Raw genomic sequence first — 26,993 nt, forward strand, 5'->3', positions numbered from 1 at the left:
TATGAATGTACATGAAGCTGTAATTGTAAGCGGATGTAGGTTGCCTGTAGGTAAATTTGGGGGCTCATTAAGCAATTTCAATGCACCTGAATTGGGTGCAATAGTAGTGAGGGAAGCACTAAAAAGGGCAAATATCAACGGAAATCAGGTAGACGAAGTTATAATGGGAACCCATTTTCAGGCCGGTATAAAGGCTAATTCCGCAAGACAATGTGCTATATATGCGGGCCTGCCCGTAGAAGTACCTGCCTGGACACCTAATAAAAACTGCGGTACCGGACTTAAGGCCGTACAGTGTGCAGTTCAGGCAATAGGAGTGGGAGACGGAAATATTATTGTTGCCGGCGGCTGTGAAACAATGAGCAGGATTCCTTATATAATTCACAATCACCGATTTGGTGTCAGAATCGGCCACGGAGAGTTATTGGACGGCATGTTATACGATGGTTTGATAGACCCGTTTTGCAATTATCATATGGGTGTTACTGCGGAGAATGTGGCAAAAAAATGTGAAATTACGAGAGAAATGCAGGATGAATTTGCTTATAACAGCCACATGAAGGCAGCTAAAGCCAGAAGAGAAGGGAAATTTAAAAATGAGATTATCCCCGTAGAAGTAAAAAAACATAAACAGACTGTGATTTTTGATCAGGATGAAACGATAAGAGAGGATACAACTATTGAGACCTTATCTAAATTGAAACCGGCTTTTAAGGAAAACGGCACGGTGACTGCCGGAAATTCTTCGGGAATAAATGATTGTGCTGCTGCGGTGGTTGTGATGTCGAAAGAAAAAGCAGAAGAAATGGGGAAAAAACCTATAGCCGTATTTAGAGGATTTTCTTCGGCAGGAGTTGATCCTTCAATAATGGGTTATGCTCCGGTGCCGGCAATCAATAAATTACTGAAAAAGACAGGGGTAAGAAAAGAGGACATAGATCTTTTTGAAATAAACGAAGCCTTTGCGGCTCAAGCCGCAGCGTGTGTCAGGGATCTCGGACTTGACCCGGAAAAAGTAAATGTCAATGGGGGAGCCATAGCTTTAGGTCATCCGGTAGGATGCAGCGGAGCCAGATTAGTAGTGACGGTTGTTAATGAAATGATAAGGCGTAATGCTAAATATGCTGTTGTTGCTTTATGTATCGGTGGAGGCCAAGGAATCGCAAGTCTTATAGAAAGGTGCTGAGATGAAAGTATGACTATTAATAAATTATTTGTTATAGGTTCCGGAACTATGGGTTCGGGTATTGCTCAAACTGCCGTGCAGTCGGGACTTGAAGTAACAATGAGTGATATTAACGAGACCTTCGTTGAAAGGGGAAGGCAGAATATAGAGAAAAGAATAAACAGATTGGTTGAAAAGGGGAAATTTACGGCTGAGGAAAGAGATAAAGCATTAAACAGGCTGAAAACGACAGTCGGTATGAAGGAAGCCGAAACAGCCGACGCAGTAATAGAAGCGGCTTCCGAAGATGAAAAAATTAAGAGCGGGATATTTAAGGAATTGGATGAAATATGTCCTCCTGAAACTATATTTGCAAGCAATACGTCTTCGATTTCTATAACATATTTGGCTTCGTTTACAAAAAGACCCGATAGGGTTATAGGAATGCATTTCTTTAATCCCGTACCTATAATGAAACTTTTGGAAATAACCATGGGATATGTTACATCGCAGGAAACTCTTAGTAAAGCTAAAAAAGTTGGAGAAAAAATGGGGAAGGTTTACGTTGTTGCAAAGGATAAAGCCGGCTTTATAGTAAATCGTTTACTTGATCCGATGCTTAATGAAGCCGTTTACTTAGTGGATGAAGGAGTTGCAACAGTAGAAGATATAGATAAGGCACTGGTTTACGGATGTAACTATCCCATGGGGCCTTTGGCATTGACGGACTTAATAGGTCTTGATGTATTGCTGGCTGTAATGGAAACATTTTATAAAGAGTATGGGGATCCCAAATACAGGCCTGCTCCTTTATTGAGGAAGATGGTCAGAGCGGGTAAACTTGGCAAGAAGACAAAAGAAGGTTTTTATAAATACGAGTAAATAATCGTAAGAGGGTGTAATTGGATGGGTTATAAAAATATTATTTTAGACGAAAAAGATGGTATTTTAACAATAACGATAAACCGACCTAAAGTTTTGAACGCACTTAATACTGATACCCTAAATGAACTTGAGAATGTGGTAAGAGATATTGAAAGAGATAAAGAAATTATGGTTGTAATAATAACAGGAAGCGGAGAAAAGTCCTTTGTTGCAGGTGCGGACATTGCAGAAATGAAATCTTTAAATATACATGAAGGGCGAAATATGACAAGATTAGGTCAGTGCGTATTTCAAGAAATTGAAAATCTCAGCAGACCTGTAATTGCGGCCGTAAACGGTTATGCATTGGGGGGAGGCTGTGAACTGGCAATGGCGTGTGATATTCGTATTGCCTCTGAAAAAGCCAAATTCGGGCAGCCGGAAGTAGGACTTGGTATAATTCCCGGATATGGAGGAACCCAGAGGCTTCCGAGGCTGATAGGCAAAGGCCGTGCTAAATATTATATTTTTACCACAGATATGATAACGGCAGAGGAAGCATTTAATATGGGGTTGATCGATAAGGTAGTACCTCACGGAAAACTTTATGAAGAGACATTAAAAATTGCCGAGAAGATAATATCTAAGGGACCTATAGCTGTGAGGATGGCTAAATATGCTGTTAATAACGGAATGAATATGGATTTGGCTTCCGGGATTGCTTATGAAGCCGAAGCCTATACCACTTCATTTGGTTCCGAGGACCGCATAGAAGGTATGAGTGCATTTTTGGAGAAAAGAAAAGCCGACTTTAAAGATGAATAAAGAAGACTATATGTGGAGGGGAGAAAATGAGCAAATTTAAAGTTGTTGTTACCGACCATGAATATGAATCTATGGAGATTGAAAGGCAAGAGATGTCAAAAATTGATGTTGATTTTTATGATTCCTATCAATGTAAGACGGAAGACGAAGTAATAGATGCAACTAAAGACGCTGACGGTGTTATAGTTCAATATGCGAAGATAACGCCGCGGGTTATCGATCACTTAAAGAAATGTAAAGTTATTTCAACATATAGTATCGGTGTTGACAAAATAGATATAAAATCGGCTACCGCAAAGAATATATGCGTTGCCAATGTTCCCGATTATTGTGTTGATGAGGTATCAGACCATGCTGTACTTCTGATGTTGGCTATTGCCAGAAAACTTACGCTGCTTAACGGAAAAGTAAAATCAGGGGTTTGGGATTATAAAGTTTCAAAGCCAATCTATAGAATAAAGGGGAAGAAACTTGGGCTTATAGGTTTTGGAAAAATACCTAAACTGGTCGCTAAAAAGGCCCAGAGTTTTGGAATGAAGGTCTATGCTTATGATCCCTACATTACGGCAGAAGAGATGTCAAAATATGACGTAAGCAGAATGGAATTTGACGATATTATTCAAACAGTTGATTTTGTTTCTATACATGTCCCCTTGCTGCCGTCTACAAAAGAAATGTTTAACGAGGCGGCATTCAAAAAGATGAAAAAGACGTCATATCTGATAAATGCGGCGAGAGGTCCGGTTGTTGACGAAAAGGCATTGATTGAAGCATTGCAGAATAAAGAAATTGCAGGGGCGGCCCTTGATGTGGTATATAAAGAACCCATATCTAAAGATAATCTTCTGGTGAAAATGGATAATGTAATTATTACACCCCATGTGGCTTGGTATTCGGAAGAATCGGCAGAGGCTCTTCAAAGGACAACCGCTCAGCAGGTAGTTCAGGTGTTGGAGGGATATTATCCTAAAAATCTTGTAAATAGAGAGTTAAAAGGGAAGTTAAATTTAAAAGAAAGATAAAAATTTATATAAAAATAACTTATAGATATGATGAACCGATATCAGCCGAACAATTCACAGATAATTCCCCTATTTTTAAATATTGTGTGAGATTTGAGCTTTACGCCGATATCGGTTCTTATATAATATTTCAAATGAAATTTGATAATTTTATGTATAACAAGGAGGTAATTTATAATGCAGTTTTTTCAGTTTACTCGAGAACAGGAAATGCTTAGAAAAGCTGTACGTGAATTTGCTGAAGCTGAAATAGCCCCTAAAGCGGCTGAGTGGGATGAAAAAGATTATTGCCCCATAGAACTTTTTCCGAAGATGGGTGAGATGGGAATAACAGGAGTTTTTGTTCCCGAGGAGTATGGCGGAGCCGGATTGGGCCATGTGGAAAGGGCAATATGCTTAGAGGAGATATCAAAATATTCAGCGGGACTTGGAATTGCTTTAATGACTCATCATTTAGGATTGTCTTCAATTTTATATTTCGGAACTGAAGAACAAAAGAAGAAATATCTGCCCGAGTTGGCGGCAGGAACAAAGATTGCCGGTTTGGCTGTGACAGAGCCGGGTGGAGGCTCCGATCTAATGGGAATTAAATCCAAGGCGGAAGAAAAAGACGGCAAATGGGTAATCAACGGACGAAAATGTTTCATAACCAATTCCCATATAGCCGATTACAATGTGTTGGTAGTAAGCATAGGAAAAGATCAAAAAGGGCATAACTTGATGGCAGCATTTATAATAAAAAAAGGTACTCCCGGATATACTCCCGGCAGAAAAGAAAATAAATTTGGTTTGCGTGGCTCTGTAACAGGAGATATTAACTGTGTAAACGTAACTGTCGGATCTGAGGCAATGCTGGGAGGTTCTGGAGACGGAATTAAAATTGCCATGAAGAGTATAGGAGAAGTAGGACGTGCAGGTATGGCCGCAATCGGCGTCGGAATTTTGCGCGGATGTTTGGAAGAGGCAGTTAAATTTGCTAATGAACGTATCATATACGGAAAACCTCTGTCGAAAATCCAATCGATTCAGTTTAATATAGCCGAAACAAGGCTTGAATATGAATCAGCAAGATTATTGCTTTATCATGCCGCAAGTATGAAAGATGAAAACCTTCCTTGCACAACGGAGTTCGGAATGGCAAAATGGTATGCAACGGAGGCTGCGGTTAATGCTTCCAAACGTACAATGGATCTTATGGGGGGCTATGGTGTAATAAATGAATATCCTGTAGGACGTTTTTTAAGAGATGCACAGGCTGCTATTCCTTCCGGTGGTACAACGGATATTCAGAAAATTATTATTGGAAGAGATACAATAAACAAAAATTAAAACATGTGTTTTTATGTATAGAAAAGGGGGTGAAGTTAATTGAGTTACAATATTGCTGTTTGTATAAAACCGGTGCCCGACCCTGATTTTTATGACAAGATAACCATAGATCCAAGGACAAAAAGGATAACCCGCAGCGGTATACCGGCTGTCATTAATCCGGCAGACAAAAATGCGGTAGAAGCCGCTTTAGAAATTAAAGAAAAATACGGAGGAAAGGTGACGGTAATAACAATGGCGCCGCCTAACGCCGAAGAAAATATGAGAGAGGTTCTGGCCATGGGAGCGGACGCGGCTTATATTTTAAGTGATCGTGAGTTTGGAGGAGCAGATACACTGGCAACCTCCTATACTTTGGCCCAAGGGTTAAAAAAAATAGGCCCATTTGACATAATCATTACCGGTACGGAAAGTGCCGACGGAGCAACAACCCAAGTTCCTGCCCAATTAGCTCAATGGCTTGAAATCCCGCATCTGTGGGGAGTGAAAAAAATAGAATTTATAAATGAAACAGAACTTAAGGTTAGAGCAAAAATCGAAGGCGGGTCTATAGAGTATTTCATAAAACTGCCGGCTTTATTAGCTGTATCCCGTGAGATTAACAGACCGAGGTATACAACGATTATGGGCATAAAGGGAGCTAAAAAGAAACCGTTGACAATATATGGGGTAAAGGATATTGACATAGATTTAAATAATATAGGCCTGAAAGGGTCTCCTACACAGGCAGGAGCAGTGAATGTTCCCTCTATCGACAGGAAATGTAAAAAATTAAGGGGCGAACCGGATGAAATAGCGGATTTACTTATAAGAGAATTAACGGCAGCCGGTATACCTCTTGAATAAATTGTAAGAAGATATATTGGTGAACAGAGGAAGGGAAAGAAGAATGAATATAGATGAATGGAAAGGCGTTTGGGTTTTAGCGGAACAAAGGTCAGGGCGGATAGATTCAGTCAGCTTTGAGTTAATACAAAAAGCCAAAGAATTAAAAATGCAGTTAAAATCATCTGAGCCTGTAACTGCAGTAATTATCGGAAATGGCATTGAAAAATTAACTGAGGAATTGGGAGAATATGGAGCGGAGGAAGTTATAGTTATAGATGACCCTGCACTGGAAATGTTTAATAATGAAATTTATAGCCTGATTTTAACTGATTTAATAAAGAAAAGAAAACCTGAGATACTTCTTATAGGAGCTACCATATCGGGACAGGATATTGCTTCAATGTTGGGAGTTAGGCTGGGAACAGGTGTTGCAACCCATTCTGTAGGCTTACATATTGATGAGGACAACAACCTTGTTTCTGCTGTACCTGCCTTTGGCGGTAAGGTCATAGGGGATATCATATGCCCTAAACACAGGCCTCAAATAGCTACAGTAAAACCGGGAATCTTGGAAAAAGGGCAAAAAATGCAGGGAAATAAATTTAAAACAATCAGATATGACCCGTCAGATATTATTAAGAAAGATAAAGGATGTATAAAAGCATTGGCAGTTCACAAGAAAGAATATAAGGGCATACCGTTACAGGAAGCTAAAGTCGTGGTGGCCGGCGGGTTCGGCATAGGTTCAAAGGGAAATTGGAATCTTCTCCGGAAATTAGCCCAACTTTTAGGGGGAACCGTAGGATGCAGCCGGCCTGTCGTTGACGAAGGGTGGATACCGGACGACCATTGTATGATAGGGACAAGCGGAAAAACGATTCGTCCTAAGCTGTATATAGGCTTTGGCATATCGGGTTCGACTCATCATGTATGCGGCATGAAGGATTCCGATGTAATTATAAGCATTAATAAGGATGAGAATGCACCGATCTTTAATGTGTCGGATGTAGGGGTTGTAGGAGATGCTGAAATTATACTTAAAGATTTGATTGAGAAAATCGAAAAATTAAAATCAATGTAAATAATCTTTCAACGTAAAAATCGGTTTGAAGATGTATGGGAGAAATGTATATCATGTTGAAAGTCGGAGTTAAATTTTGCGGAAGTTGCAATCCTTATATTGACATGGGATATATATATAAAAATATTCAAGGAATATTGGGTGTTCAATATGTAAGCTGGGAGAGCAAAAATTATGATGTTCTTCTGATAATCAGCGGTTGTCCTAAAAATTGCATTACAAAACCTGATTTTAAGGGCCCTGCGATTATCGTGGCAGGTAATTTTATTGATATGGTTCCGGTATCCGATGAAAAATTAGTCGAGGTCTTAAGGGAAAAAATAGAAAGGCTATCCCTTATGAGGTAGCCTTTTGAGAATAGAAAGGAGGAAAAGGTTACAATCGGCTTGATTTTGTCAAAAAAACAAAAAATTAAATTGGGAGGGAAAAATTTTGGAGGGTATAAAAAGAAAAAGGTTAACTTCAGAGGGACTTGAAGTTGGAGAACTGCCGGATATTGAAAGCGATACCAAGACATTGCTTAAAAAGATCGGACCGGGATTGGTTTGGTCTGCCGCTGCCATAGGTACGGGAGAATTAATATTGATTACGAGAAATTCCGCCATGTACGGTCTTAGGTTTGCATGGATGATAGTATTTTTAATATTTATAAAATTCTTTATAAACTATGAAGTCGGACGATATACTGTTTTAACGGGGCAGCCAATCATGGGCGGAATAGCAAAGGCATCGAAGATTTTGGTTTTCTGGTTTGCATTTTTACCTATTGCATGGCAGGTAATTACTATTTCCACTTATTGCGTAAATTGCGCCACTTTGCTGCAATGGATTTTTGGCGGAAGGGGAAGCTTAGCATTTATGGCGACAATAATTGCACTTTTAACCGGACTGATATTATATTTTGGCAGATATGATACACTGGAGAAATTCTGTACAATCGGTACGTCATTTATGACTTTATGTATATTAATTTCGGCAATTGTTTTTACACCGGGGAAAGGATATGGAGAATTGTTTTTAAACATAATCATGCCTAAATTGCCGCAGAATCCCCAAGCGTGGACTGATATGATGTCTCTCACCGGATTTGTGGGAGCCGGTTGTGTAGGTACTATATGGTACAGCTATTGGCTTAAAGAAAAAGGATATGGGTTTGGTTTAAATAATAATAAAAAAGATGAAAAGGGTATTGATGTGGCGGTAATTCCGGGAGAGACGCCGGAAGAAGTTAGAAAAGGCAAAGGGTGGATGAAAATGTTACGCCTTGATTTAGGAATCGGGACAATTTTGACTTTAGTTGTCTGTTTAAGTTTTTTCCTATGCGGCTATGCAATATTACAACCTCGAGGCTTGGTGCCGGAAGGATTAAAGGTGGTACTTGTTCAGGCCCAGATAATGGTACAGCTAATAGGTCCCATTGGCGAATGGATATATGTAATAGTAGCTATTGAAGTAATGTTTGCTACTTATTTGGCATTCCAAGACGGAACCTCCAGAATGTGGGACGATGCAAGCAGAATACTTGTTCCAAAGCTTACTACTAAATATGACAAGCGTAAGACTTATAGATTTTGGGTAACGATATTTACAATACAATGCCTGATTTCTTTGATAGTTACTTTAAAAGATGCCCAGCCTTTGCTCCTGCTACAGGCACAGTCAATATTAGACGGCGCTTATAATTTGCCGATATTGTCCGTAGTCGTATTAATAGTTAACCTCAAAATACTGCCGAAAATTTATAAACCTACAAAGTGGTGTGTATTTTGGAATATAGTAGGCATCGTTTTCTTTAGTATTTTTGCAATATTCTATACAACTACTTTGGTATAACTGCTTTTATAACAACAGGATAACTCACTAATATAAAAAGGAGTTATCCTGTAACTGTTTTATTAAGTTTATAAAGGGGGTAACTTTGACTTGAAAAAATATATCGGTAGTATTATTATGCTGTTTTTTTCATTAGGTATTTTTGCTTTGGCGTTGATAATCTCTATGAGAAATAATAATTTTATGATTTTGAAGCGAGAAGGGTTTTTCCATAGGGTATTTCTTGCCTGTATTTTAACTATTGTTGCTGGTTTGTTCTTTGATTTATTATTAAAATTAAGAAAAACAAGAAGAACTTTTCTTAAAACATCCATGTTATATTGGGGATTTGTAGCTTTATTAAGCAGAATTCAAATTATTATAGGTATGAATTACAGTTTTTCATTATCATTTTTATTCTCAATGGCAGTAGGGTTAATTGTGATTTTTGGATTAGGCAGCGTGTTCGGATTCTTTTTTTATCGCATATATATGTCAGTATATAAGAAATTAAGCAAGTCACAATAATAATTTTGTGAGGTATATAAAAATTGAATCGAAGGTGGTAAATAATGAATAGATTAGATTTTAAAATTGATTTTCCATCGATTATAAAAATGTCCGACTCCGTATTTATTCCTAAGATGTATAAAGTACGTCAGAATTTCGATACTTTAAAACTTTCAAATTTTATTGAGAAGTTAAAAGGCGAGTTAACAAATAAAAAAGATATAATGGAATCTCTAAATGGCAAAAAAGTATGCATAGCCCTCGGAAGCCGTGGTATCAATAATATATCCTCTATAGCCACTCAAATAGTAAAGGAGGTAAAACAATACGGCGGTGAACCATTTATAATCCCTGCAATGGGAAGCCACGGAGGTGCGACTCCCGAAGGACAGAAGGAATTGTTGGAGGGATACGGTATCACCGAAGATAAAGTAGGAGCTCCTATTATATCAAACCTTGATGTGGAATTTTTAGGGAAGACAGACGAAGATATTCCGGTATTTACAAGTAAGGATGCCCTCAATGCCGATGGGGTTATACTTGTAAATCGTGTTAAACCTCATACGGCATTTCACGGAGATATAGAAAGCGGTTTAATAAAGATGTCTGTTATAGGAATGGGGAAACAAAAGGGGGCAGAATTGTGCCATAAAATGGGATTTAATAACTTTTCCGAGAAATTAAAGAATATGTCAAGGATTGTATTCTCCCATGTACCTGTAGTTCTCGGAGTGGCAATTTTGGAAAATGCATATGATGAAACAGCGGATATAAGGGCTTTAGCCCCGTCGGAATTCTTCACTGAAGAACCAAAACTTTTAAAAACTGCCAAGTCATTAATGCCCCAAATTTTATTAAATAATCCGGACATCCTTATAGTGGACGAACTGGGAAAGGACATCAGCGGAGACGGGATGGACCCTAATATTACGGGAAGATTTGCGTCGGATTATGTAAAAAGTGATTTTAAAGTAAACCGGATCGTGGTGTTGGGGCTTACGAAGGCTACGGATGGAAATGCAAACGGTATAGGAGTAGCCGATATTACTACTTCAAGAGTGCTGAAGGATACGGACTTTACAAAAGGCTATATCAATTCGATTACTGCAGCTATCCCCAGTACTGTACGCTTGCCTATGGTTATGCCTAATGATTATGAAGCTATAAAAACGGCAATAAAGACAGCTAACAATTTGGATTATGACGGCAGAAAATCACGTATAGTACGTATTAAAAATACTTTGAGCCTGAAAAACATATATGTCTCCGAATCGCTTATTGAAGATGTAAAGAAGAATTCAAAGCTTGAGATCATATCGGGGCCTTTTGATTTTGAGTTTGATAAAGAAAATAATCTGATAACAGGCTGGTAGATATTAACGATTAAATGAGAAAGGAGAGAAAGTAAAATGAATTTATTTGACTTGACGGGTAAGGTGGCAGTGGTAACAGGAGGAAGTTCAGGGAATGGGCAGAGTATTGCATATGGTCTTGCACAGGCAGGGGCGGATGTGGCGGTAGTCGGCAATACAAGCCCCTTAGACAAGACAAAGAAGCTAATTGAAAGTACCGGAAGAAGATGTTTACCGATAAAAACTGATTTAAGAGATATACATGAAGCAAAAACTAAGATTATTGATTCCACTATGAAGGAATTCGGAAGAATTGATATACTTGTCAATAATGCGGGTATTCAGAGAAGAAATCCGGTTATGGTTTTTACGGAAAAAGATTGGGATGATGTTTTGGCCGTGAATTTGAAGTCCGTTTTTATTTTGAGCCAAGGAGTAGCTCCTATAATGCAGAAGAATGGATGGGGGAAAATTATAAATATGGCTTCCATGTTGTCTTTTCAGGGAGGTTTAAATGTCCCAGCTTATGCTGCCAGCAAAGGAGGAATAGCCCAACTTACCAAAGCTATGGCAAATGAATGGTCAAAATATGGAATTAATGTAAACGCCATGGCCCCGGGATATATAGTCACTAAGATGAATACCGCCCTAATATCCGATAAAGAACGTAGCAGACAAATATTAGAAAGAATTCCAGCCGGACGCTGGGGAGAACCGACGGATCTGATTGGAGGAGCTATATTCCTTTCATCCCATGCTTCTGATTATGTAGATGGACATGTACTATGTATTGACGGAGGATGGATGGGGAGGTAATATTTATATAAAATTAATATTGAGAAGTTAGCTGTTTATTTGGACGTATTTTCCAAAATACGTCCAAATAATTTTTTTGACTAAGTATATAAATTCCCTGTATTTACAGTAAAACTGTTTATAATGCTTGACAACAGGGTATTACATGAATATGATTTATTTATAATAAGGATATTAAAAATTACAATTTGGTTTTATTTAAACAGTATTATTTTGAAGAGGAGAGAAATCTATGCAAAATGGAGAACCTGAAAGAAAAAATAAGTTTTTTGTGCAATCTTTACATAGGACATTTGAAATAATCGACATAATCAGTGAAGCGGAGGGAAAAGGTGTCAACGTTACAGAGATAAGCAAAAAAATTAAACTACCCATAAGTACGGTTTATAGATTGTTACAAAACTTAATAGAAGGGGGCTATGTAGAAGAAATAGACGGTTGTAACTATATTCTCGGACTGAAATTTTTAGAATTAGGGGTAAAAGTTCAAAAAAATATTGATATACGTAATGTTGCACGGGACTTTCTTGAAAAGCTTAATGAAGAAACGAAAGAAACCATATATGTTGCAAAGTTTGACTCTAAACAGTTAAATATAATTTATATTGAAAAAATACAAAGCAAGAGAAATATAACATTAACTGCAGGGATAGGTTCGAGAAACTATGTTCATTCTACCGCTAATGGGAAATGTCTTCTGTCCGGTTTTAGTGATGAAAAGATAATAGAAATTTTGAAAAAAACAGGAATGCCTGCTTTAACTGATTATACCATAGTTGATGCGGAACAGTATTTAGAAGAAATAAGAAAGGTACGACAAGATGGATATGCAATTGATGATAGGGAGAATGAAAACGATGTACGTTGTATTTCTTCCCCGATATTTGATCATGAAAATAAAGTGACGGCAGCAGTAAGTATTTCCGGGGTAATAAATAACATGGATTTAGAGCTTATGCATACAAAATATAGGGATCTTATAATAGAGACTGCAAGATCTATATCTGAAAAATTAGGATACTGGAAGTAATAAACAGACTTTAATAAATACGATAGCAAACAAAAATGCAAGTTTTTATATAAAAACTTGCATTTTTGTTTGCTATTTTTTTATATACGTGTTAAAATATATTTTATAATTTCAATAATATACATATCCAATATATAATATATGTAAGAATAAAATAATAATTAGATATGCGGCATTCTGTAAAATGAATATATTGGTTATCCATATTGCATTAATTGAGATATAAGAAAAGCTTCTATAGGAATATTATAAGGTAGTTTTTCTTGAAGCTCATTTACGGAAAGTTCTTTTTAATCAATATTTTATAAGTGAGAACTTTCCTATTCGTTATAAAAATATAATCGGGAGGGATTAACGTGTATAATCCAGTAGATGTACTAAAGCCAAATCTTTATAAGAGTATATTTCCTTATTCGGAAATTCCAAAGGTTGTTTTTAATAATATTCAACTGCCTATGGAATTGCCGGAGAACATATGGATTACGGATACTACTTTTAGAGATGGGCAGCAGTCTATGTCTTTTATGACGGTGAAACAGATAGTCAAGATTTATGATTATCTGCATGAATTAGATAACGGTTCAGGGGTTATATGCCAATCCGAGTTTTTTCTGTATTCCGATAAGGATAGAAAAGCTGTAGAGAAATGCAGAGAAAGAGGATATGAATTTCCACAGATAACATCCTGGATTAGAGCAGATAAGAGGGATTTTAAGTTAGTAAAGGATATGAAAATTAAAGAAACGGGAATATTGATGTCCTGTTCGGATTATCATATATTTCACAAATTGAATATGACGAGAAAACAAGCCATGAACAAATATCTTTCCATTGCGGAAAGCGCATTGGAATATGGCATAATTCCGAGATGCCATCTGGAAGATATAACAAGAGCAGACTTTTTTGGGTTTGTCGTTCCACTGGTCAAAAATCTGATGGGACTTTCCAAGAAATCGGGAATACAAGTAAAAATAAGAGCTTGTGATACATTAGGAGTTGGAGTTCCTTATAATGGAGTAGAACTTCCCAGAAGTGTACCTGCAATTATTCACGGTTTAAGGTATTATTGCAATGTTCCCTCGGAATCCATTGAATGGCATGGCCATAATGATTATTACGGAGTAGTGACTAATTCAACAACTTCTTGGCTGTATGGATGCTCTTCGGTAAATACCACATTATTCGGAATCGGAGAAAGATCCGGGAATTGCCCTCTGGAAGCCATGATAATGGAATATGCTCAGTTAAAAGGTACGACAAAAAATATGAACCTAAAGGTTATTTCTGATATATCCGATTATTTTCAAAGAGAATTTAATTATAAAATACCTGTGCGTACACCTTTTGTAGGAAGTGAATTCAATGTTACAAGGGCTGGAATACATGCGGACGGATTGTTAAAAAATGAAGAGATATATAATAGTTTTGATACCGAAAAGGTATTGAACAGGCCTATAATAGTAGCGGTAAATTCTTATTCGGGATTGGCGGGAATAGCAGCCTGGATAAACAGTTATTTTAAGCTTAAAAGTGACAAAAAAATAGATAAAAATGACGAAAGAGTGCTTTCGATTAAAAAGTGGGTAGATGAAGAATATAAAAGGGGAAGAACTTCGAATATAAAAAATGACGAACTGAAAGAGATTGTATTAAAATATTTTCCAAACATTTTAAACGATGATAAAACAAAGGCCATAGAGGCATAATAGGAGGAAATAATATGAGACTGACGGTGGCGCAGAAAATCATAAAAGATCATTTATCGATTGGAGAAATGAAAAAAGGAACTGAAATAGGGATAAGGATAGATCAAACCTTAACTCAGGATTCTACAGGAACTATGGCTTACCTTCAACTGGAATCTTTGGGAGTTGATAAGGTTAAGACTAAAAGATCCGTGGCTTATATAGATCATAATATGCTTCAGACGGGTCCGGAGAATGCAGATGATCATAGATATATTCAAAGTGTAGCAAAAAAATACGGAATATATTTTTCAAAGCCCGGAAACGGCATATGCCATCAGGTTCACTTAGAAAGATTCGGAGTGCCTGGGGAAACTTTATTAGGCTCCGACAGCCATACTCCGACTTGCGGAGGAATAGGAATGATTGCTATAGGTGCCGGCGGATTGGACGTGGCTGTGGCTATGGCAGGAGGAGAATATTTTATAACCATGCCCGAGATTGTTAAAGTGGAGCTGAAGGGCTGCTTAAAGCCGGGAGTATCGGCTAAGGATATAATCTTGGAGATATTGAGAAGATATAAAGTTAAAGGCGGAGTAAATAAGATATTTGAATACTGGGGAGAAGGAGTTAAAAGTTTAACGGTTCCCGAAAGAGCTACCATAACAAATATGGGAGCCGAACTCGGAGCGACTACATCTGTTTTCCCTTCCGATGAGGTTACTTATGAATTTCTGAAAGCTCAGGGAAGAGGCAGTGATTATAGAGAAATAACCGCCGATGAAGGAGCTGTTTTTGATGAAGAGTTTGTAATAAATCTTGATGAGCTAAGGCCGTTAGTAGCCTGCTATCATAGCCCCGACAATGTAGTGCCCATAGGGAAAGTGGAAAATATCAGGGTAGACCAAGTTGCTATAGGAAGCTGCACTAATTCTTCCTATAGGGATTTAATGAGAGTTGCTCAAATTTTAGATGGAAAGACGGTAGCCGAACATGTTTCGCTGACTATTTCTCCGGGTTCCAAACAAGTACTGAATATGCTTGCGGAAAACGGAGCTTTGTCAAAGATTATTTCATCGGGAGCAAGAATATTGGAATGCGGATGCGGACCATGTATCGGAATGGGGCAGGCGCCAAATACCGACGGGGTTTCTTTGAGGACTTTTAACAGGAATTTTAAGGGAAGATCCGGAACTCCTTCAGCAAAGGTATATTTGGCAAGTCCCGAAGTAGCGGCAGTATCAGCTTTAACGGGATATATCACTGATCCAACGAAATATATTTCCGAAGGTGATATAAATCTGCCGAAACATTTTCTTATAAATGACAACTCCATAATTCCGCCGGCAGAAAAAGGAGAGAATGTTGAAATAGTCAAGGGACCGAATATAAAACCCTTTCCTCAAGGAAAGCCGTTAACAAAAGATATCGGCGGGAAAGTACTTATTAAGTTGGGAGATAATATAACAACCGATCATATAATGCCGTCAAATGCGAAATTATTGCCTTACAGATCCAATATCCCATATTTAGCGGACTATTGCTTGTTGCCCTGTGATAGTGAATTCCCTCAAAAAGCAGAAAAATTTGGAGGAGGAATAATTGTTTCCGGATTTAACTATGGTCAAGGTTCAAGCCGTGAACATGCTGCATTGGTTCCCCTGTATTTGGGGATTAAAGCTGTTTTGGCCAAGTCCTTTGCCAGAATTCACAAACAGAATTTAATTAACAACGGAATAATTCCCCTTATTTTTCAACAGGAAAAAGATTATGATGATATAGATGTTATGGATGAACTGGTTTTAGAAAATATTTTGGAGCAGATGGAAGGAGACACCATTGTTGCAAATAATGTGACTCAAAATAAAAGATATACTTTGATATTGGACGAAACGGAAAGACAAAAAGAAATATTAAGGGCGGGGGGACTTTTAAACTTTATAAAAAGCAGGTAAACCTAAAATTGATATTTAAACAGTTGGAAGGACGGTGAGATGATGCACAATATAACATTGATATATGGAGACGGAATAGGAAAAGAAGTAATAGCTTCGGTTAAAAAGATAATTGATTATTCGGGTGCTGATATTAATTGGGATATTGTTGAAGCCGGCTATTCTGCTCAGGAGAGATACGGAACTCCTCTTCCTGATCATGTGACAGACAGTATAAAGAAGAATAGAATAGCATTGAAAGGGCCGGTGACGACTCCTATAGGCAAGGGGTTCAGAAGTGTAAATGTGGCTTTAAGAAAACAACTAAATCTTTTTGCTAATGTAAGACCGATAAAATCCTATGACGGTGTCGACAGTATTCATAAAAATGTGGATTTTGTCATAGTGAGAGAAAATACCGAAGATTTATATTCCGGAGTTGAGCATATGGTAGGAGAAGATGCTGCGGAGAGCATAAAGATTATAACGAGAAAAGCAAGTGAAAGGATATGCAGATTTGCTTTTGAATTGGCAAGGAAGGAAAACAGGAAGAAGGTAACTTTAGTTCATAAGGCGAATATTATGAAACTTTCCGATGGACTTTTCTTAAATAGTGGGATAAAATGTAGTAAGGAATATGAGGATATACAATTTGAAGAAGTGATAGTTGATGCGATGAGTATGAAGCTTGTTCAGTCTCCACAGGACTATAGCGTGATAGTTGCGCCTAATCTTTACGGAGATATATTATCGGATTTGTCTGCAGGGTTGATAGGAGGATTGGGATTGGCTCCGGGAGCTAATATAGGAGAAAATATAGCGGTGTTTGAACCGGTTCATGGCTCAGCACCGGATATTGCAGGGAAGAATATTGCAAATCCCACATCTGCTATATTATCGGGTATAATGTTGTTAAAATATATCGGAGAAGTAAACAGAGCAGAGACGATAGAAAAAGCTTTGAAAGAAATATTTAAAGATAGGGCTAAATGTACCGAAGATTTGGGAGGAAGCCTTGGGACAAGAGAATTTACTCAGGAAATTATCAATCAAATGAAAGGATAATTAAAGAAGAAATTTTGTTGTGTTAACGGAGGTAATTTAAATGAATAAGAGATTTAAAAAGGTTTTAGTTGCAAACAGAGGAGAAATTGCCATAAGAGTGTTCAGAGCCTGCAATGAACTGGGAATAAGAACCGTAGCCATATATTCCGATGAGGATAAAAATTCTCTTTTCAGAACTAAAGCCGACGAATCTTATTTAATAGGAAGAAATAAAGGGCCTGTAGAGGCATATCTGGATATTCATGAAATTATTAAGATTGCTTTGAAAAGGGGAGTAGACGCTATTCATCCCGGTTACGGATTTTTATCCGAGAATCCGGAATTTGCAAGAAAATGCGAAGAAGTAGGGATTGAATTTATAGGACCTACTCATGAGATAATGGAAAAACTTGGAGATAAAATACAATCCAAGATTGTGGCTCATAACGTTGGAGTACCTATTATCCCGGGAATAGAAAAGTCAGTATATTCTAAGGAAGAAGCTTTGGAATATGCTGATTATTGCGGTTATCCCGTTATTCTAAAGGCATCTGCCGGAGGCGGCGGCAGAGGAATGAGAGTGGTGAGGAATAAAGAAGACCTGATAAAAGAGTATTACAGTGCTAAAAACGAAGCTAAAAAAGCTTTCGGAATAGAGGATATCTTCATAGAAAAATATATAGAAAAGCCTAAGCATATAGAAGTTCAAATTTTAGGGGATAAATACGGAAATATTGTGCATCTTTACGAAAGAGATTGTTCAATACAGAGAAGGCATCAAAAGGTTATAGAATTTACACCTGCCTTTTCTATAACGGAAGAACAGAGGAAAGGGATATGTAATGATGCTATAAAGATAGCAAAAGCCGTTAACTACAGGAGTGCGGGGACAGTTGAGTTTTTATTGGATTCCAGCGGAAATCACTATTTTATTGAAGTGAATCCCAGAATTCAGGTGGAACATACCGTTACGGAAATGGTTACGGGGATTGATATAGTTGAGAGCCAAATTTTAATAGCCGAAGGGTATTCCCTTGATTCCGATGAGATAGGGATTAAAAGCCAAAAAGATGTAAAGCCGAGAGGGTATTCCATTCAATGCAGGGTAACTACTGAAGACCCTCTAAACAAATTTGCACCGGATATAGGAACAATAGATACCTATAGAACAGGTTCGGGCTTTGGAATAAGGCTTGACGGGGGTAACGGATTTACAGGTTCTAATATAAGCCCCTATTATGACAGCCTTTTGGTAAAAATAACTTCTTGGTCCAGAACCTTTGAAGACGCTGCACGAAAATCAAGCAGGGCTTTGAAGGAATTGAAAATAAGAGGAGTAAAGACAAATGTCCCGTTTTTAATAAATGTACTTAATCACGAAGACTTTTTAAGGGGAAGATGTAATACCGGATTTATTGCCGATAATCCGGAACTATTTGATATAATTACGAAAAGAGATATAGAATTGCGGATATTGAATTATATAGGAGAAAAGGTAGTAAACGAGACTAAGGGCAATAAACCGGATTTTGATATTCCCGTTGTTCCCAAAGTTGTTAGGCCTAAAGAGCAGTACGGAACAAAACAAATATTGGATGAAAAAGGACCCGACGGGCTTATAGAATGGATTAAGAACCAAAAGGGCCTTCTTCTTACTGACACTACCATGAGAGATGCTCATCAATCTTTGATGGCAACAAGAATGAGGACGAGGGATATGATGAAAATAGCCAAGGCGGTATCCGTGCTGGGCAATGATTTGTTTTCCCTGGAAATGTGGGGGGGAGCAACTTTTGATGTTTCCTACAGATTTTTAAAGGAATCTCCATGGGAAAGATTGGAATTATTGAGAAAGAAAATACCCAATATACTTTTTCAAATGCTTTTAAGAGGAGCCAACGGAGTCGGATATAAGAATTATCCTGATAATGTTATAAGGGAGTTTGTAAGGGAATCGGCTGAAAAAGGCATAGATATATTCAGAATATTTGATTCTTTAAATTGGTTAAAAGGAATGGAAGTAGCCATAGATGAGGCTTTAAAGTCGGGAAAGATTGCGGAAGCATGTATATGTTATACGGGAGATATATTGGATGAGAGCAAAGATAAATATACTCTTGATTATTACGTTAAGACGGCAAAGGAAATAGAAAGGACCGGCGCTCAGATTTTAGGAATAAAGGATATGTCGTCTTTGTTAAAACCTCAGGCAGCTTATAAACTAATAAAGGCTTTAAAAAATGAAATTGGTATTCCTATACACCTTCATACTCACGATACAAGCGGAAACGGAGTGGCAACTGTTTTTATGGCTGCTTATGCGGGAGTGGATATTGCGGATACTGCTTTTAACAGTATGGCAGGGTTGACAAGTCAGCCGGCTCTTAATTCGGTAGTTGCAGCTTTGGAACATACAGACAGAAGTACGGGGCTTAAATTAGACGACCTTCAAAAAATTTCGGACTATTGGGCAGCAGTAAGACCTGTATATAAGAATTTTGAATCAGGGTTAAAATCAGGTACAGCCGAAATATATAAATATGAGATTCCCGGGGGACAATATTCCAATCTAAAACCCCAAGTCGAGAGCTTCGGATTGGGGCATAGATTTGAAGACGTAAAGAAAATGTATATGGCAGTAAATAACATGTTTGGGAATATAGTAAAAGTGACACCTTCTTCTAAGGCTGTAGGAGATATGGCTATTTTTATGATACAAAACGGATTAACTCCCGAAAATATTTATGATAAAGGAAAAGATATGGCATTTCCCGATTCCGTCGTTTCATATTTCAAGGGGATGATGGGGCAGCCCATGGGAGGGTTTCCGGAAGAACTTCAGAAACTTGTATTAAAAGGAGAAAAGCCTATAACAGGCAGACCCGGAGAACTCCTTGAACCTGAAAATTTCGGGAAAATAGAATCATATCTGAGAGATAATTATAAGATAGAGCCTAAAAAGGAAGATGTTCTGTCCTATGCTTTGTATCCGAAAGTATTCGAAGATTACTTAAAATATGTCGAGGAAAACGGAGATTTAAGCAGGATGGACAGTGACGTATTTTTCCATGGGTTAAGAGAAGGAGAAACATGTGAAGTAGAAATTGAAGAAGGAAAAACCTTAGTCATAAAACTTATAGAGATAGGCAAATTAGATGATGACGGAAACAGAACATTGTATTTTGAAGTAAATGACAGTACAAGAGCAGTAAAAATTCATGATAAAGCAAGCAAGACAATAAAGGAAACTTCCCTTACGAAATTGGCAGATCCGAAAAACAAGCTTGAAATCGGAGCAAGCATACCGGGAACTATTATAAAAGTATTGGTGGAGCCGGGACAAAAGGTTAAGGAGAATCAATTGGTTGCCATAATAGAGGCAATGAAAATGGAAACTCAAGTTTTATCTCCTGTTAATGGATCCGTAAAATCAATATTTGTAAAAGAAGGGCAAAAAGTAGAGAGCGGAGAGCTGCTCATTATGCTGAAATGATGAGACAAAGGCGAATGAATAATATAGTTTAAGCATAAAAACCATATACTGAAGTTTAAATGTATATGGTTTTTTTATATTTAAGAAAACGATGTCAGTATTTTTAGAATATTGTATTATTTTTTGAAAATAAAGAAGGATTTTGACTATTTATATAGAATAAATAAAAGATACAATATAATAATTGAAGAAATTATTTCTTCAATTACTATATTTATATTTTTATTCTATAATAGTGCTTTAAATTGTCATATTCCGCATTGGTAATTTAAAACATTATAGTTTAAAAGTTATTGTTTTATGAGGAGGTGAGTAACAGATAAATAATATAAGGCTGAAAGAACCGTTGTGGTTAAATTAAACTTAGAGGGGGAATATATTTATGCATAAGAAGAAGAAATTGATATCCGTAGTTCTTGGAATAGTACTCTTTGTTACTGCTAACAGTATTTCTTTCGCACAATTTAGTGATATGAATTCTCATTGGGCAAAAGACGAAGTACTGAAATTATCGGAAGAAAAAGTTGTATCAGGATATCCGGATGGAACGTATAAACCAAATAGAACGATTACAAAAGGAGAATTTTTTACAATATTGAACCGTGTATTAAATTATAATATAGAAAGTGTTGAAAGTCCAGATGCTCCTATTACACGAGGAGAAGTAATTAAGGTTTTGGGGCAAGCTTTTGATATTAAGGGACAAGGTGATAAATCTTCCCTTGGATTTACAGATAAAGAACAAATACCTGAAGATATTGTTGAATATTTAAAGGGAATGAAAGAGGAAGGATATATTTCCGGTTATGCAGACGGTAGTTTCAAGCCTGATAATGTGATTACAAGGGCGGAGATTGCCAAGATACTTAACAATATATGCAAGGATATATATAATTCAGAAGATGTTTATACAGGAACCGTGGAAGGAAACTTGGTCTTAAACGGTTCGGGAACTAAACTTAAAGATGTATTGGTGAAGGGAAACTTATATATTGCAAGTAAAAAGGGAATTGAGGGCAAGAACGTTAAAGTAGAGGGAAAGATAATAATACTCGGCGGCACGGAAGGAAATGTCGTTCTTGAAGACTCTACCGCATCAAAAGTTATTATAAATAAAGATCATATTAATTTGGAATTAAAAAATGTCAGTATAGATGAGATTTTGATATCTGCTAAGGATACTACAATAAATAGTGATAAAGAATCTAAAATAGGGAAAATAAAAGCGGAAGAAGATGTCAAATTTAACGGAGAAACGGTTAATAAAGGCGGAGAAATAACGCCTGTACTTTCCACGATACCTTCCACTCCTTCTTCAGGAAATTCAGGCGGCGGAGGAAGTTCAGATAATGGAGGAAATTCGGGCGGAGGCAGCTCAGGTGGGGGTAATTCCGGAGGAGGAACAACTCAACCTGAGGAAAAAACGATAAAAGCTGAATTTCATAAATATGTGCTGGATAACTTCGGAGAGGTCTCAATTAAGATCACAGGAATAGATGGAGCTAAGAAGTTTTCCGTGGCATTTAAGTATTCCGACGGAACAACTGAAGATACTGTTGGTCCGGTGAATATAGGTGAAAATACGACGGCTATATTTTATGACGGGAAGAATCCCGTAACAATTACAATATACGGTGAAGACGGAGTCACACCGATACATGTATTTGAAGATGTAACACTTAGTGAATGAGAGGGGGGTTTTTTGTGAAAAGTATAAAAAAATTACTATCCGTTTTCCTTGTTTTGACTTTATTTATTCCTTCTCTTTCTTTTGCCGGATCTTTGAATGATACTGTTTATTATAGCAATTCTGAAGATGCGGAAAAAATTGCGGAAGATGAAAAAACAGAGAATATAAATGATGAAAATAGTGATAAAAATTTGGAGACAGAAGAAGAATCATTAAAATTAAATAATAGTTCGGAATTAAAAGAAGAACTTGGAGAAAAGAAATTTAAAGGTAAAATTACAGACGAAAATGATAATAAGAAAGTAAGAGTAATAGTAGAGGTTGATGGAGACCCTCTTATTGTTTATGCTACAATAAGAGGAAAGAAACTGGAAGATTTAAAGGAAAGTGAAAAAAGCAGCCTTGAAAAGAATATTATTTCATCTCAAAATGATGTTATAGAAAGTATCAAAGATGAAAATATAAATTTTTCTACAAAAGATCCTGCAACAAAAAAGGAAATGCCTAAATTTACAACTGCTTTTAACGGCTTTTCCGGTTTTGTTGAAAAAGGTAAGATAGAAAAGTTAAAAGAAATTCCGGGCGTTAAAAATGTATATATTTCTCAAGAGTATGATAGACCAAAGCCTGATATGAATAATTCCGGAGGTATGGTTAAAGCCGGAGAGACTTGGGATCTGGGATATAAGGGAGAAGGAACTGTTGTAGCCATAATTGATACGGGAATCGACCCGGCTCATAAGGATATGGTGTTGAGTGATGAAACGAAGCCGAAACTTACTAAAGAAGCGGTGAATAGTTCTATATCTGAAAATAACCTCAAAGGGAAATATTTTACGGAAAAAGTTCCCTACGGATATAACTATTATGATCAAAATGATCAGATATTGGATTTGGGTCCGTCAGCTTCGGAGCATGGTATGCATGTAGCCGGGACTGTGGGAGCCAACGGAGACCCTGAAAATGGAGGAGTCAAGGGAATAGCACCTGAATCACAGCTTCTTGCAATGAAGGTATTCAGTAATGATCCAATATATGCTACAACTTATGATGATATATATCTTAAAGCTATTGATGAAGCCATAAAACTTAAAGCAGATGTTCTTAATATGAGTTTGGGCTCAACAGCATCGTTTTACATTCCGAAAAGTGCCGTGGATGCGGCTATCACCAATGCGGTGGATAACGGAATAGTATGCTCCATATCGGCAGGAAATTCGGGATATATAAGCTATGGATACGGCAATCCTATAAAGTCAAATCCGGATATAGGAGTTGTAGGCGCACCGGGACTTTCAAAGGATTCAATATCTGTTGCTTCTGTTGAAAATTTAAAATTGACTGTTCCTTATCTTGTATACGGAGAAGACAATAAAGTTGGTATGATGGTTGCAGGAAGTATAGATCCTGCAGATGTGTTCGGAAATGGTGAAGAAACAAGCGATAGTGTTCTTCCTTCAAATTCGGTTATAATTGGTAATAAAGCTTATGATATTGACTACTTAAATCAAAATGTAGATTCTCAAAGAAAATTGATAGAAAAATTAGAAGATAAAGAACCTGTATATATAAAAAATGACAGTAAAACATTGTTAGATTTTTATGGTAAAAAAATAAATTCTTATTCAGACCTTCCTCATGATCTGGAGTATTATAATAATAAAGGAGAAAAAACTATTTATTCTGATGTAATGGAAATGAAAGCTAGAGTTGAATATGTAGACTGCGGTACAGGACAAGCTCAGGAATTTGAAGGTAAGGATTTAGCAGGAAAAGTTGCTCTTGTAATGCGTGGAGGAAACACATTTGTAGAGAAGATAACGAATGCTCAAAATGCAGGAGCAGCAGGAATAATAGTCTACAATCACGAAGCAGGGGGAGAAGATTTAATAAATATGGCCACTCCGTCAAATCAGACAATTCCTGCTGCATTTATAGGATATAAAGAAGGAAAAGCTCTTGCCGACTTGGCAGAGAAGAGGATTCAGTTCACAAAGGAAGTAATGAGTATTCCTAATATTGTGGGAGGACAGATGTCCGATTTCACTTCATGGGGAACGACTCCTACTCTCGAGATAAAACCTGAAATTACGGCTCCCGGAGGACAGATCTATTCAACCCTTCAGGATAACAAGTATGGGACTATGAGCGGAACAAGTATGGCAGCACCTCATGTTTCGGGAGGTTCTGCATTGGTTAGACAGTATATATCGGAAAATTACGAAGGATTGTCTTTAGGGGAACAGACAAGACTTGCGAAGGTGCTTCTCATGAATACGGCAGAACCTTTGATAGATGAATATGATGCTGTTTATTCACCGAGAAGGCAGGGAGCAGGATTAATGAACCTATACGGAGCGGTATCAACTCCTGTTACTGTAACAGATGCTTCAACAAATGAAGCAAAGGTTGAACTGAAGGACTTTGACAGTGAAAACTTCTCTATGACCTTAAGAGCAACCAATTTGTCTGATGATGAAGTAACATACGGAGTGGATACAAGTGTATTGACCGATGAAATACTGAATTATCAAGGTACGGAATATAACCTTTTAGGAACAGTGGAGATGGATGCAGTAGTGGATGCTCCTGAGACTGTAACTGTACCTGCTAACGGTTCAACGGAATTTACGATAAACGTTGATTTCTCAGAAGACCAGAATGCATACAGAAACATGTTCGTAGAAGGATTTGTAACCCTAACAGAAGTAACGGATACTCATCCGACTCTCAGTGTACCATATGTGGGATTCTACGGTGACTGGACTGAACCGAGCATAATAGACGGTTTTGAAGACTTAGGAGAAATCCCGTTCTATGGGATGTCAGGCATGGTAGATACGGAGACTTATTTCATGGTTCCGGGAAAAGCTGCTATAAGTCCGGGAACGGAAGATGGAAAATCAGATGGTACGGATACAGTGACACCTGTTCTTTCCTTCCTAAGAAACGCCGAAGAAGTACAATATAATATTCTGGATAAGGATAAAAACAATTTAAGAACAATTGAGCTTGAAAATTTTGCAAGAAAGACTTATATAGACGGAGGCGTAAATCCCGAATATTCTTTCAGCCTTGATAGACTGTGGGACGGAAAAGTAAACGGCAAAAAAGTTGAGGACGGTCTCTATTATTATCAGATAAAATCCAAGCTGCAGAATACTGATAAGTGGCAGGAAAAAGATATTCCTGTATATGTTGATACAGTGGCACCGGAGATTACAGATGCTTCATATGACAGCGGAAAGATAAAATTTAAGGTAGAAGATGCTACATCGGGATTCAGAGGATATGCCGTATGGATTGACGGAGAACAAGTTGTAAAATTTACTAAAGATACCGAGGTACCGGAAGAGAAAGACGAATATGAAATTGATATAACAGATAAAGTCAGCGGAAAAACGGATCCTAAGATACAGTTGGTGGTATTCGATTATGCTTTGAATTCAAGTGTTAAAACTGTATCCTATAAAGAAGAGTCGGGTCATCCTGTAATATATATTACAGGACCTGTATTGTTAGATGCTTATAATACAAAGACTGTACCTATTGAAGGAGCAGTATTTGACGTAAATAATCCTGTAATCAAGGTTAATGGAAAAGAAGTGGAAGCCGTAGAAGAAAGTAATATTACAGTTCTTGATCCTGAAGATTCATCTAAGATTTTAAAACAAGGCGACGGATATACATTTAGTACTGTTATTGAAGCGGAAGATGTTTATAATACGGTACAGGTTGAGGTTACGTCGGCTGAAGGGCAACCTATGTCAATATCAAGGAATTTCATGGTGGATACCGAAAATCCGGAAATTTCGGCATCATTTAAGGAATGGAATTCTGAGACAAAAAAGGCTACATTGAGTGTCAATATGAAAGACAATGTTCCTATTCTTACTCTTTATGCGGGAGACAGTATGGTTGCCTCAATAGATGAGGTAGATGAAATATTCTCAAATATTGAACCTATCGATGTAACGAAGGATATTACGGCTTATGCGGGTGACGAAGATTCCGTAACTCTTAAGTTGGTGGATTGTGCCGGAAATGAGGCTGTTCTTGAAGTACCTATTGAAAAGACGGGAGATAGCCAAGGCAGTAATCACGAAAAAGCAGATAATGTAATTGATTTGATTAATAATATACCTTCTTTGGAATCTTTAACTTTAGATGACAAAGGTTATGTGGAATCAGTAAGGGAAGCTTATGACGACTTATCTCAAGCTGAAAAGGAATCTGTCGATAATGCTGATATATTAATATCTGCCGAAAATAAGATTTCTGAATTGGAAAATGGACTTAAAGAAGAGGATATTCTTCAAGAATAAACTAAAAGTTGTTATGGATATAAATTAAAGACTGGTAATATATGAGCGTTGTAAGGCCAAGGGGCTTTACAACGCTTATTTTTTTATATGGTGTAATTCTGCTATAATTTTGTTGAAAAACGTTAATCTTTTTCTGTCATATGCTTTCAAATATAATAGAAAATGAAAGAGGTGATAATTATTATACT

19 protein-coding genes are annotated in these 26,993 nt (G+C 37.2%); all 19 read left to right on the forward strand.

The genetic code is table 11. The features are described from left to right. Nucleotide 1: 1 nt before the first annotated feature. Nucleotides 2–1,186, forward strand: a complete 1,185-nt coding sequence (locus tag EQM13_RS05480) for a thiolase family protein (RefSeq protein WP_128752162.1) — start codon at nt 2–4, stop codon at nt 1,184–1,186. 9 nt (nt 1,187–1,195) lie between these two features. Further along, nucleotides 1,196–2,047 carry a 3-hydroxyacyl-CoA dehydrogenase family protein gene (locus EQM13_RS05485; RefSeq protein ID WP_128752163.1) on the forward strand — a complete coding sequence of 284 codons (852 nt, stop codon included), beginning with the start codon at nt 1,196–1,198 and terminating at the stop codon, nt 2,045–2,047. Between the two features lie 24 nt (nt 2,048–2,071). Next, nucleotides 2,072–2,854, forward strand: a complete 783-nt coding sequence (locus tag EQM13_RS05490) for an enoyl-CoA hydratase-related protein (protein WP_128752164.1) — start codon at nt 2,072–2,074, stop codon at nt 2,852–2,854. Nucleotides 2,855–2,880: 26 nt separating this feature from the next. After that, entirely contained in the window at nt 2,881–3,876 is a 996-nt protein-coding gene (locus EQM13_RS05495; RefSeq protein ID WP_128752165.1) for a C-terminal binding protein, read from the forward strand. 177 nt (nt 3,877–4,053) lie between these two features. Then, nucleotides 4,054–5,205: an acyl-CoA dehydrogenase family protein gene (locus tag EQM13_RS05500; protein WP_128752166.1), complete on the forward strand. Its 1,152-nt coding sequence runs from the start codon at nt 4,054–4,056 to the stop codon at nt 5,203–5,205. Nucleotides 5,206–5,244: 39 nt separating this feature from the next. Beyond that, nucleotides 5,245–6,051, forward strand: coding sequence for an electron transfer flavoprotein subunit beta/FixA family protein (locus tag EQM13_RS05505; protein WP_128752167.1), 807 nt, complete (start codon nt 5,245–5,247; stop codon nt 6,049–6,051). Between the two features lie 19 nt (nt 6,052–6,070). After that, a complete protein-coding gene (locus tag EQM13_RS05510) occupies nt 6,071–7,114 on the forward strand; it encodes an electron transfer flavoprotein subunit alpha/FixB family protein (protein WP_083381878.1) in 1,044 nt (347 codons plus the stop codon). A gap of 53 nt (nt 7,115–7,167) precedes the next feature. Beyond that, nucleotides 7,168–7,461, forward strand: coding sequence for a hypothetical protein (locus EQM13_RS05515; protein ID WP_071140105.1), 294 nt, complete (start codon nt 7,168–7,170; stop codon nt 7,459–7,461). 85 nt (nt 7,462–7,546) lie between these two features. After that, nucleotides 7,547–8,947 (forward strand): Nramp family divalent metal transporter, encoded by a 1,401-nt coding sequence (locus EQM13_RS05520; RefSeq protein WP_114217841.1) that lies wholly within the window; start codon nt 7,547–7,549, stop codon nt 8,945–8,947. 90 nt (nt 8,948–9,037) lie between these two features. Then, nucleotides 9,038–9,454, forward strand: coding sequence for a hypothetical protein (locus EQM13_RS05525; protein WP_071140108.1), 417 nt, complete (start codon nt 9,038–9,040; stop codon nt 9,452–9,454). Nucleotides 9,455–9,498: 44 nt separating this feature from the next. Beyond that, entirely contained in the window at nt 9,499–10,809 is a 1,311-nt protein-coding gene (locus EQM13_RS05530; RefSeq protein ID WP_128752168.1) for a lactate racemase domain-containing protein, read from the forward strand. A 36-nt stretch (nt 10,810–10,845) separates the two neighbouring features. Next, nucleotides 10,846–11,604, forward strand: coding sequence for a glucose 1-dehydrogenase (locus EQM13_RS05535; RefSeq protein ID WP_114217838.1), 759 nt, complete (start codon nt 10,846–10,848; stop codon nt 11,602–11,604). A gap of 232 nt (nt 11,605–11,836) precedes the next feature. Further along, complete coding sequence (locus tag EQM13_RS05540) at nt 11,837–12,634, forward strand: IclR family transcriptional regulator (protein ID WP_128752169.1); 798 nt, start codon at nt 11,837–11,839, stop codon at nt 12,632–12,634. A 356-nt stretch (nt 12,635–12,990) separates the two neighbouring features. Then, the gene (locus EQM13_RS05545) at nt 12,991–14,340 is read left to right on the forward strand and encodes a beta/alpha barrel domain-containing protein (RefSeq protein ID WP_206172865.1); all 1,350 of its coding nucleotides are present in this window, start codon (nt 12,991–12,993) and stop codon (nt 14,338–14,340) included. Between the two features lie 14 nt (nt 14,341–14,354). Continuing rightward, on the forward strand, nt 14,355–16,274 hold the full coding sequence (locus EQM13_RS05550; RefSeq protein ID WP_128752171.1) for an aconitate hydratase: 1,920 nt from the start codon (nt 14,355–14,357) through the stop codon (nt 16,272–16,274). 39 nt (nt 16,275–16,313) lie between these two features. Continuing rightward, nucleotides 16,314–17,318, forward strand: coding sequence for an isocitrate/isopropylmalate dehydrogenase family protein (locus EQM13_RS05555; RefSeq protein WP_128752172.1), 1,005 nt, complete (start codon nt 16,314–16,316; stop codon nt 17,316–17,318). Nucleotides 17,319–17,358: 40 nt separating this feature from the next. Continuing rightward, complete coding sequence (locus tag EQM13_RS05560; protein WP_128752173.1) at nt 17,359–20,790, forward strand: pyruvate carboxylase; 3,432 nt, start codon at nt 17,359–17,361, stop codon at nt 20,788–20,790. A gap of 382 nt (nt 20,791–21,172) precedes the next feature. Continuing rightward, a complete protein-coding gene (locus EQM13_RS05565) occupies nt 21,173–22,480 on the forward strand; it encodes an S-layer homology domain-containing protein (RefSeq protein WP_128752174.1) in 1,308 nt (435 codons plus the stop codon). A gap of 14 nt (nt 22,481–22,494) precedes the next feature. Further along, the gene (locus EQM13_RS05570) at nt 22,495–26,805 is read left to right on the forward strand and encodes a S8 family serine peptidase (RefSeq protein WP_161567178.1); all 4,311 of its coding nucleotides are present in this window, start codon (nt 22,495–22,497) and stop codon (nt 26,803–26,805) included. Nucleotides 26,806–26,993: the final 188 nt, after the last annotated feature.

Origin of the sequence: Acidilutibacter cellobiosedens (assembly GCF_004103715.1) — a bacterium.
In the GTDB taxonomy this organism is placed as follows: Bacteria; Bacillota; Clostridia; order Tissierellales; family Acidilutibacteraceae; genus Acidilutibacter; species Acidilutibacter cellobiosedens.

Bases quoted from the DNA above. Each gene is read 5' to 3' on its own strand.
- EQM13_RS05565 (WP_128752174.1), top strand. From the start codon at position 21,173: ATGCATAAGAAGAAGAAATTGATATCCGTAGTTCTTGGAATAGTACTC.
- EQM13_RS05560 (WP_128752173.1), top strand. From the start codon at position 17,359: ATGAATAAGAGATTTAAAAAGGTTTTAGTTGCAAACAGAGGAGAAATT.
- EQM13_RS05530 (WP_128752168.1), top strand. From the start codon at position 9,499: ATGAATAGATTAGATTTTAAAATTGATTTTCCATCGATTATAAAAATG.
- EQM13_RS05490 (WP_128752164.1), top strand. From the start codon at position 2,072: ATGGGTTATAAAAATATTATTTTAGACGAAAAAGATGGTATTTTAACA.
- EQM13_RS05535 (WP_114217838.1), top strand. From the start codon at position 10,846: ATGAATTTATTTGACTTGACGGGTAAGGTGGCAGTGGTAACAGGAGGA.
- EQM13_RS05555 (WP_128752172.1), top strand. From the start codon at position 16,314: ATGATGCACAATATAACATTGATATATGGAGACGGAATAGGAAAAGAA.
- EQM13_RS05515 (WP_071140105.1), top strand. From the start codon at position 7,168: ATGTTGAAAGTCGGAGTTAAATTTTGCGGAAGTTGCAATCCTTATATT.
- EQM13_RS05500 (WP_128752166.1), top strand. From the start codon at position 4,054: ATGCAGTTTTTTCAGTTTACTCGAGAACAGGAAATGCTTAGAAAAGCT.
- EQM13_RS05485 (WP_128752163.1), top strand. From the start codon at position 1,196: ATGACTATTAATAAATTATTTGTTATAGGTTCCGGAACTATGGGTTCG.
- EQM13_RS05540 (WP_128752169.1), top strand. From the start codon at position 11,837: ATGCAAAATGGAGAACCTGAAAGAAAAAATAAGTTTTTTGTGCAATCT.
- EQM13_RS05495 (WP_128752165.1), top strand. From the start codon at position 2,881: ATGAGCAAATTTAAAGTTGTTGTTACCGACCATGAATATGAATCTATG.
- EQM13_RS05550 (WP_128752171.1), top strand. From the start codon at position 14,355: ATGAGACTGACGGTGGCGCAGAAAATCATAAAAGATCATTTATCGATT.
- EQM13_RS05480 (WP_128752162.1), top strand. From the start codon at position 2: ATGAATGTACATGAAGCTGTAATTGTAAGCGGATGTAGGTTGCCTGTA.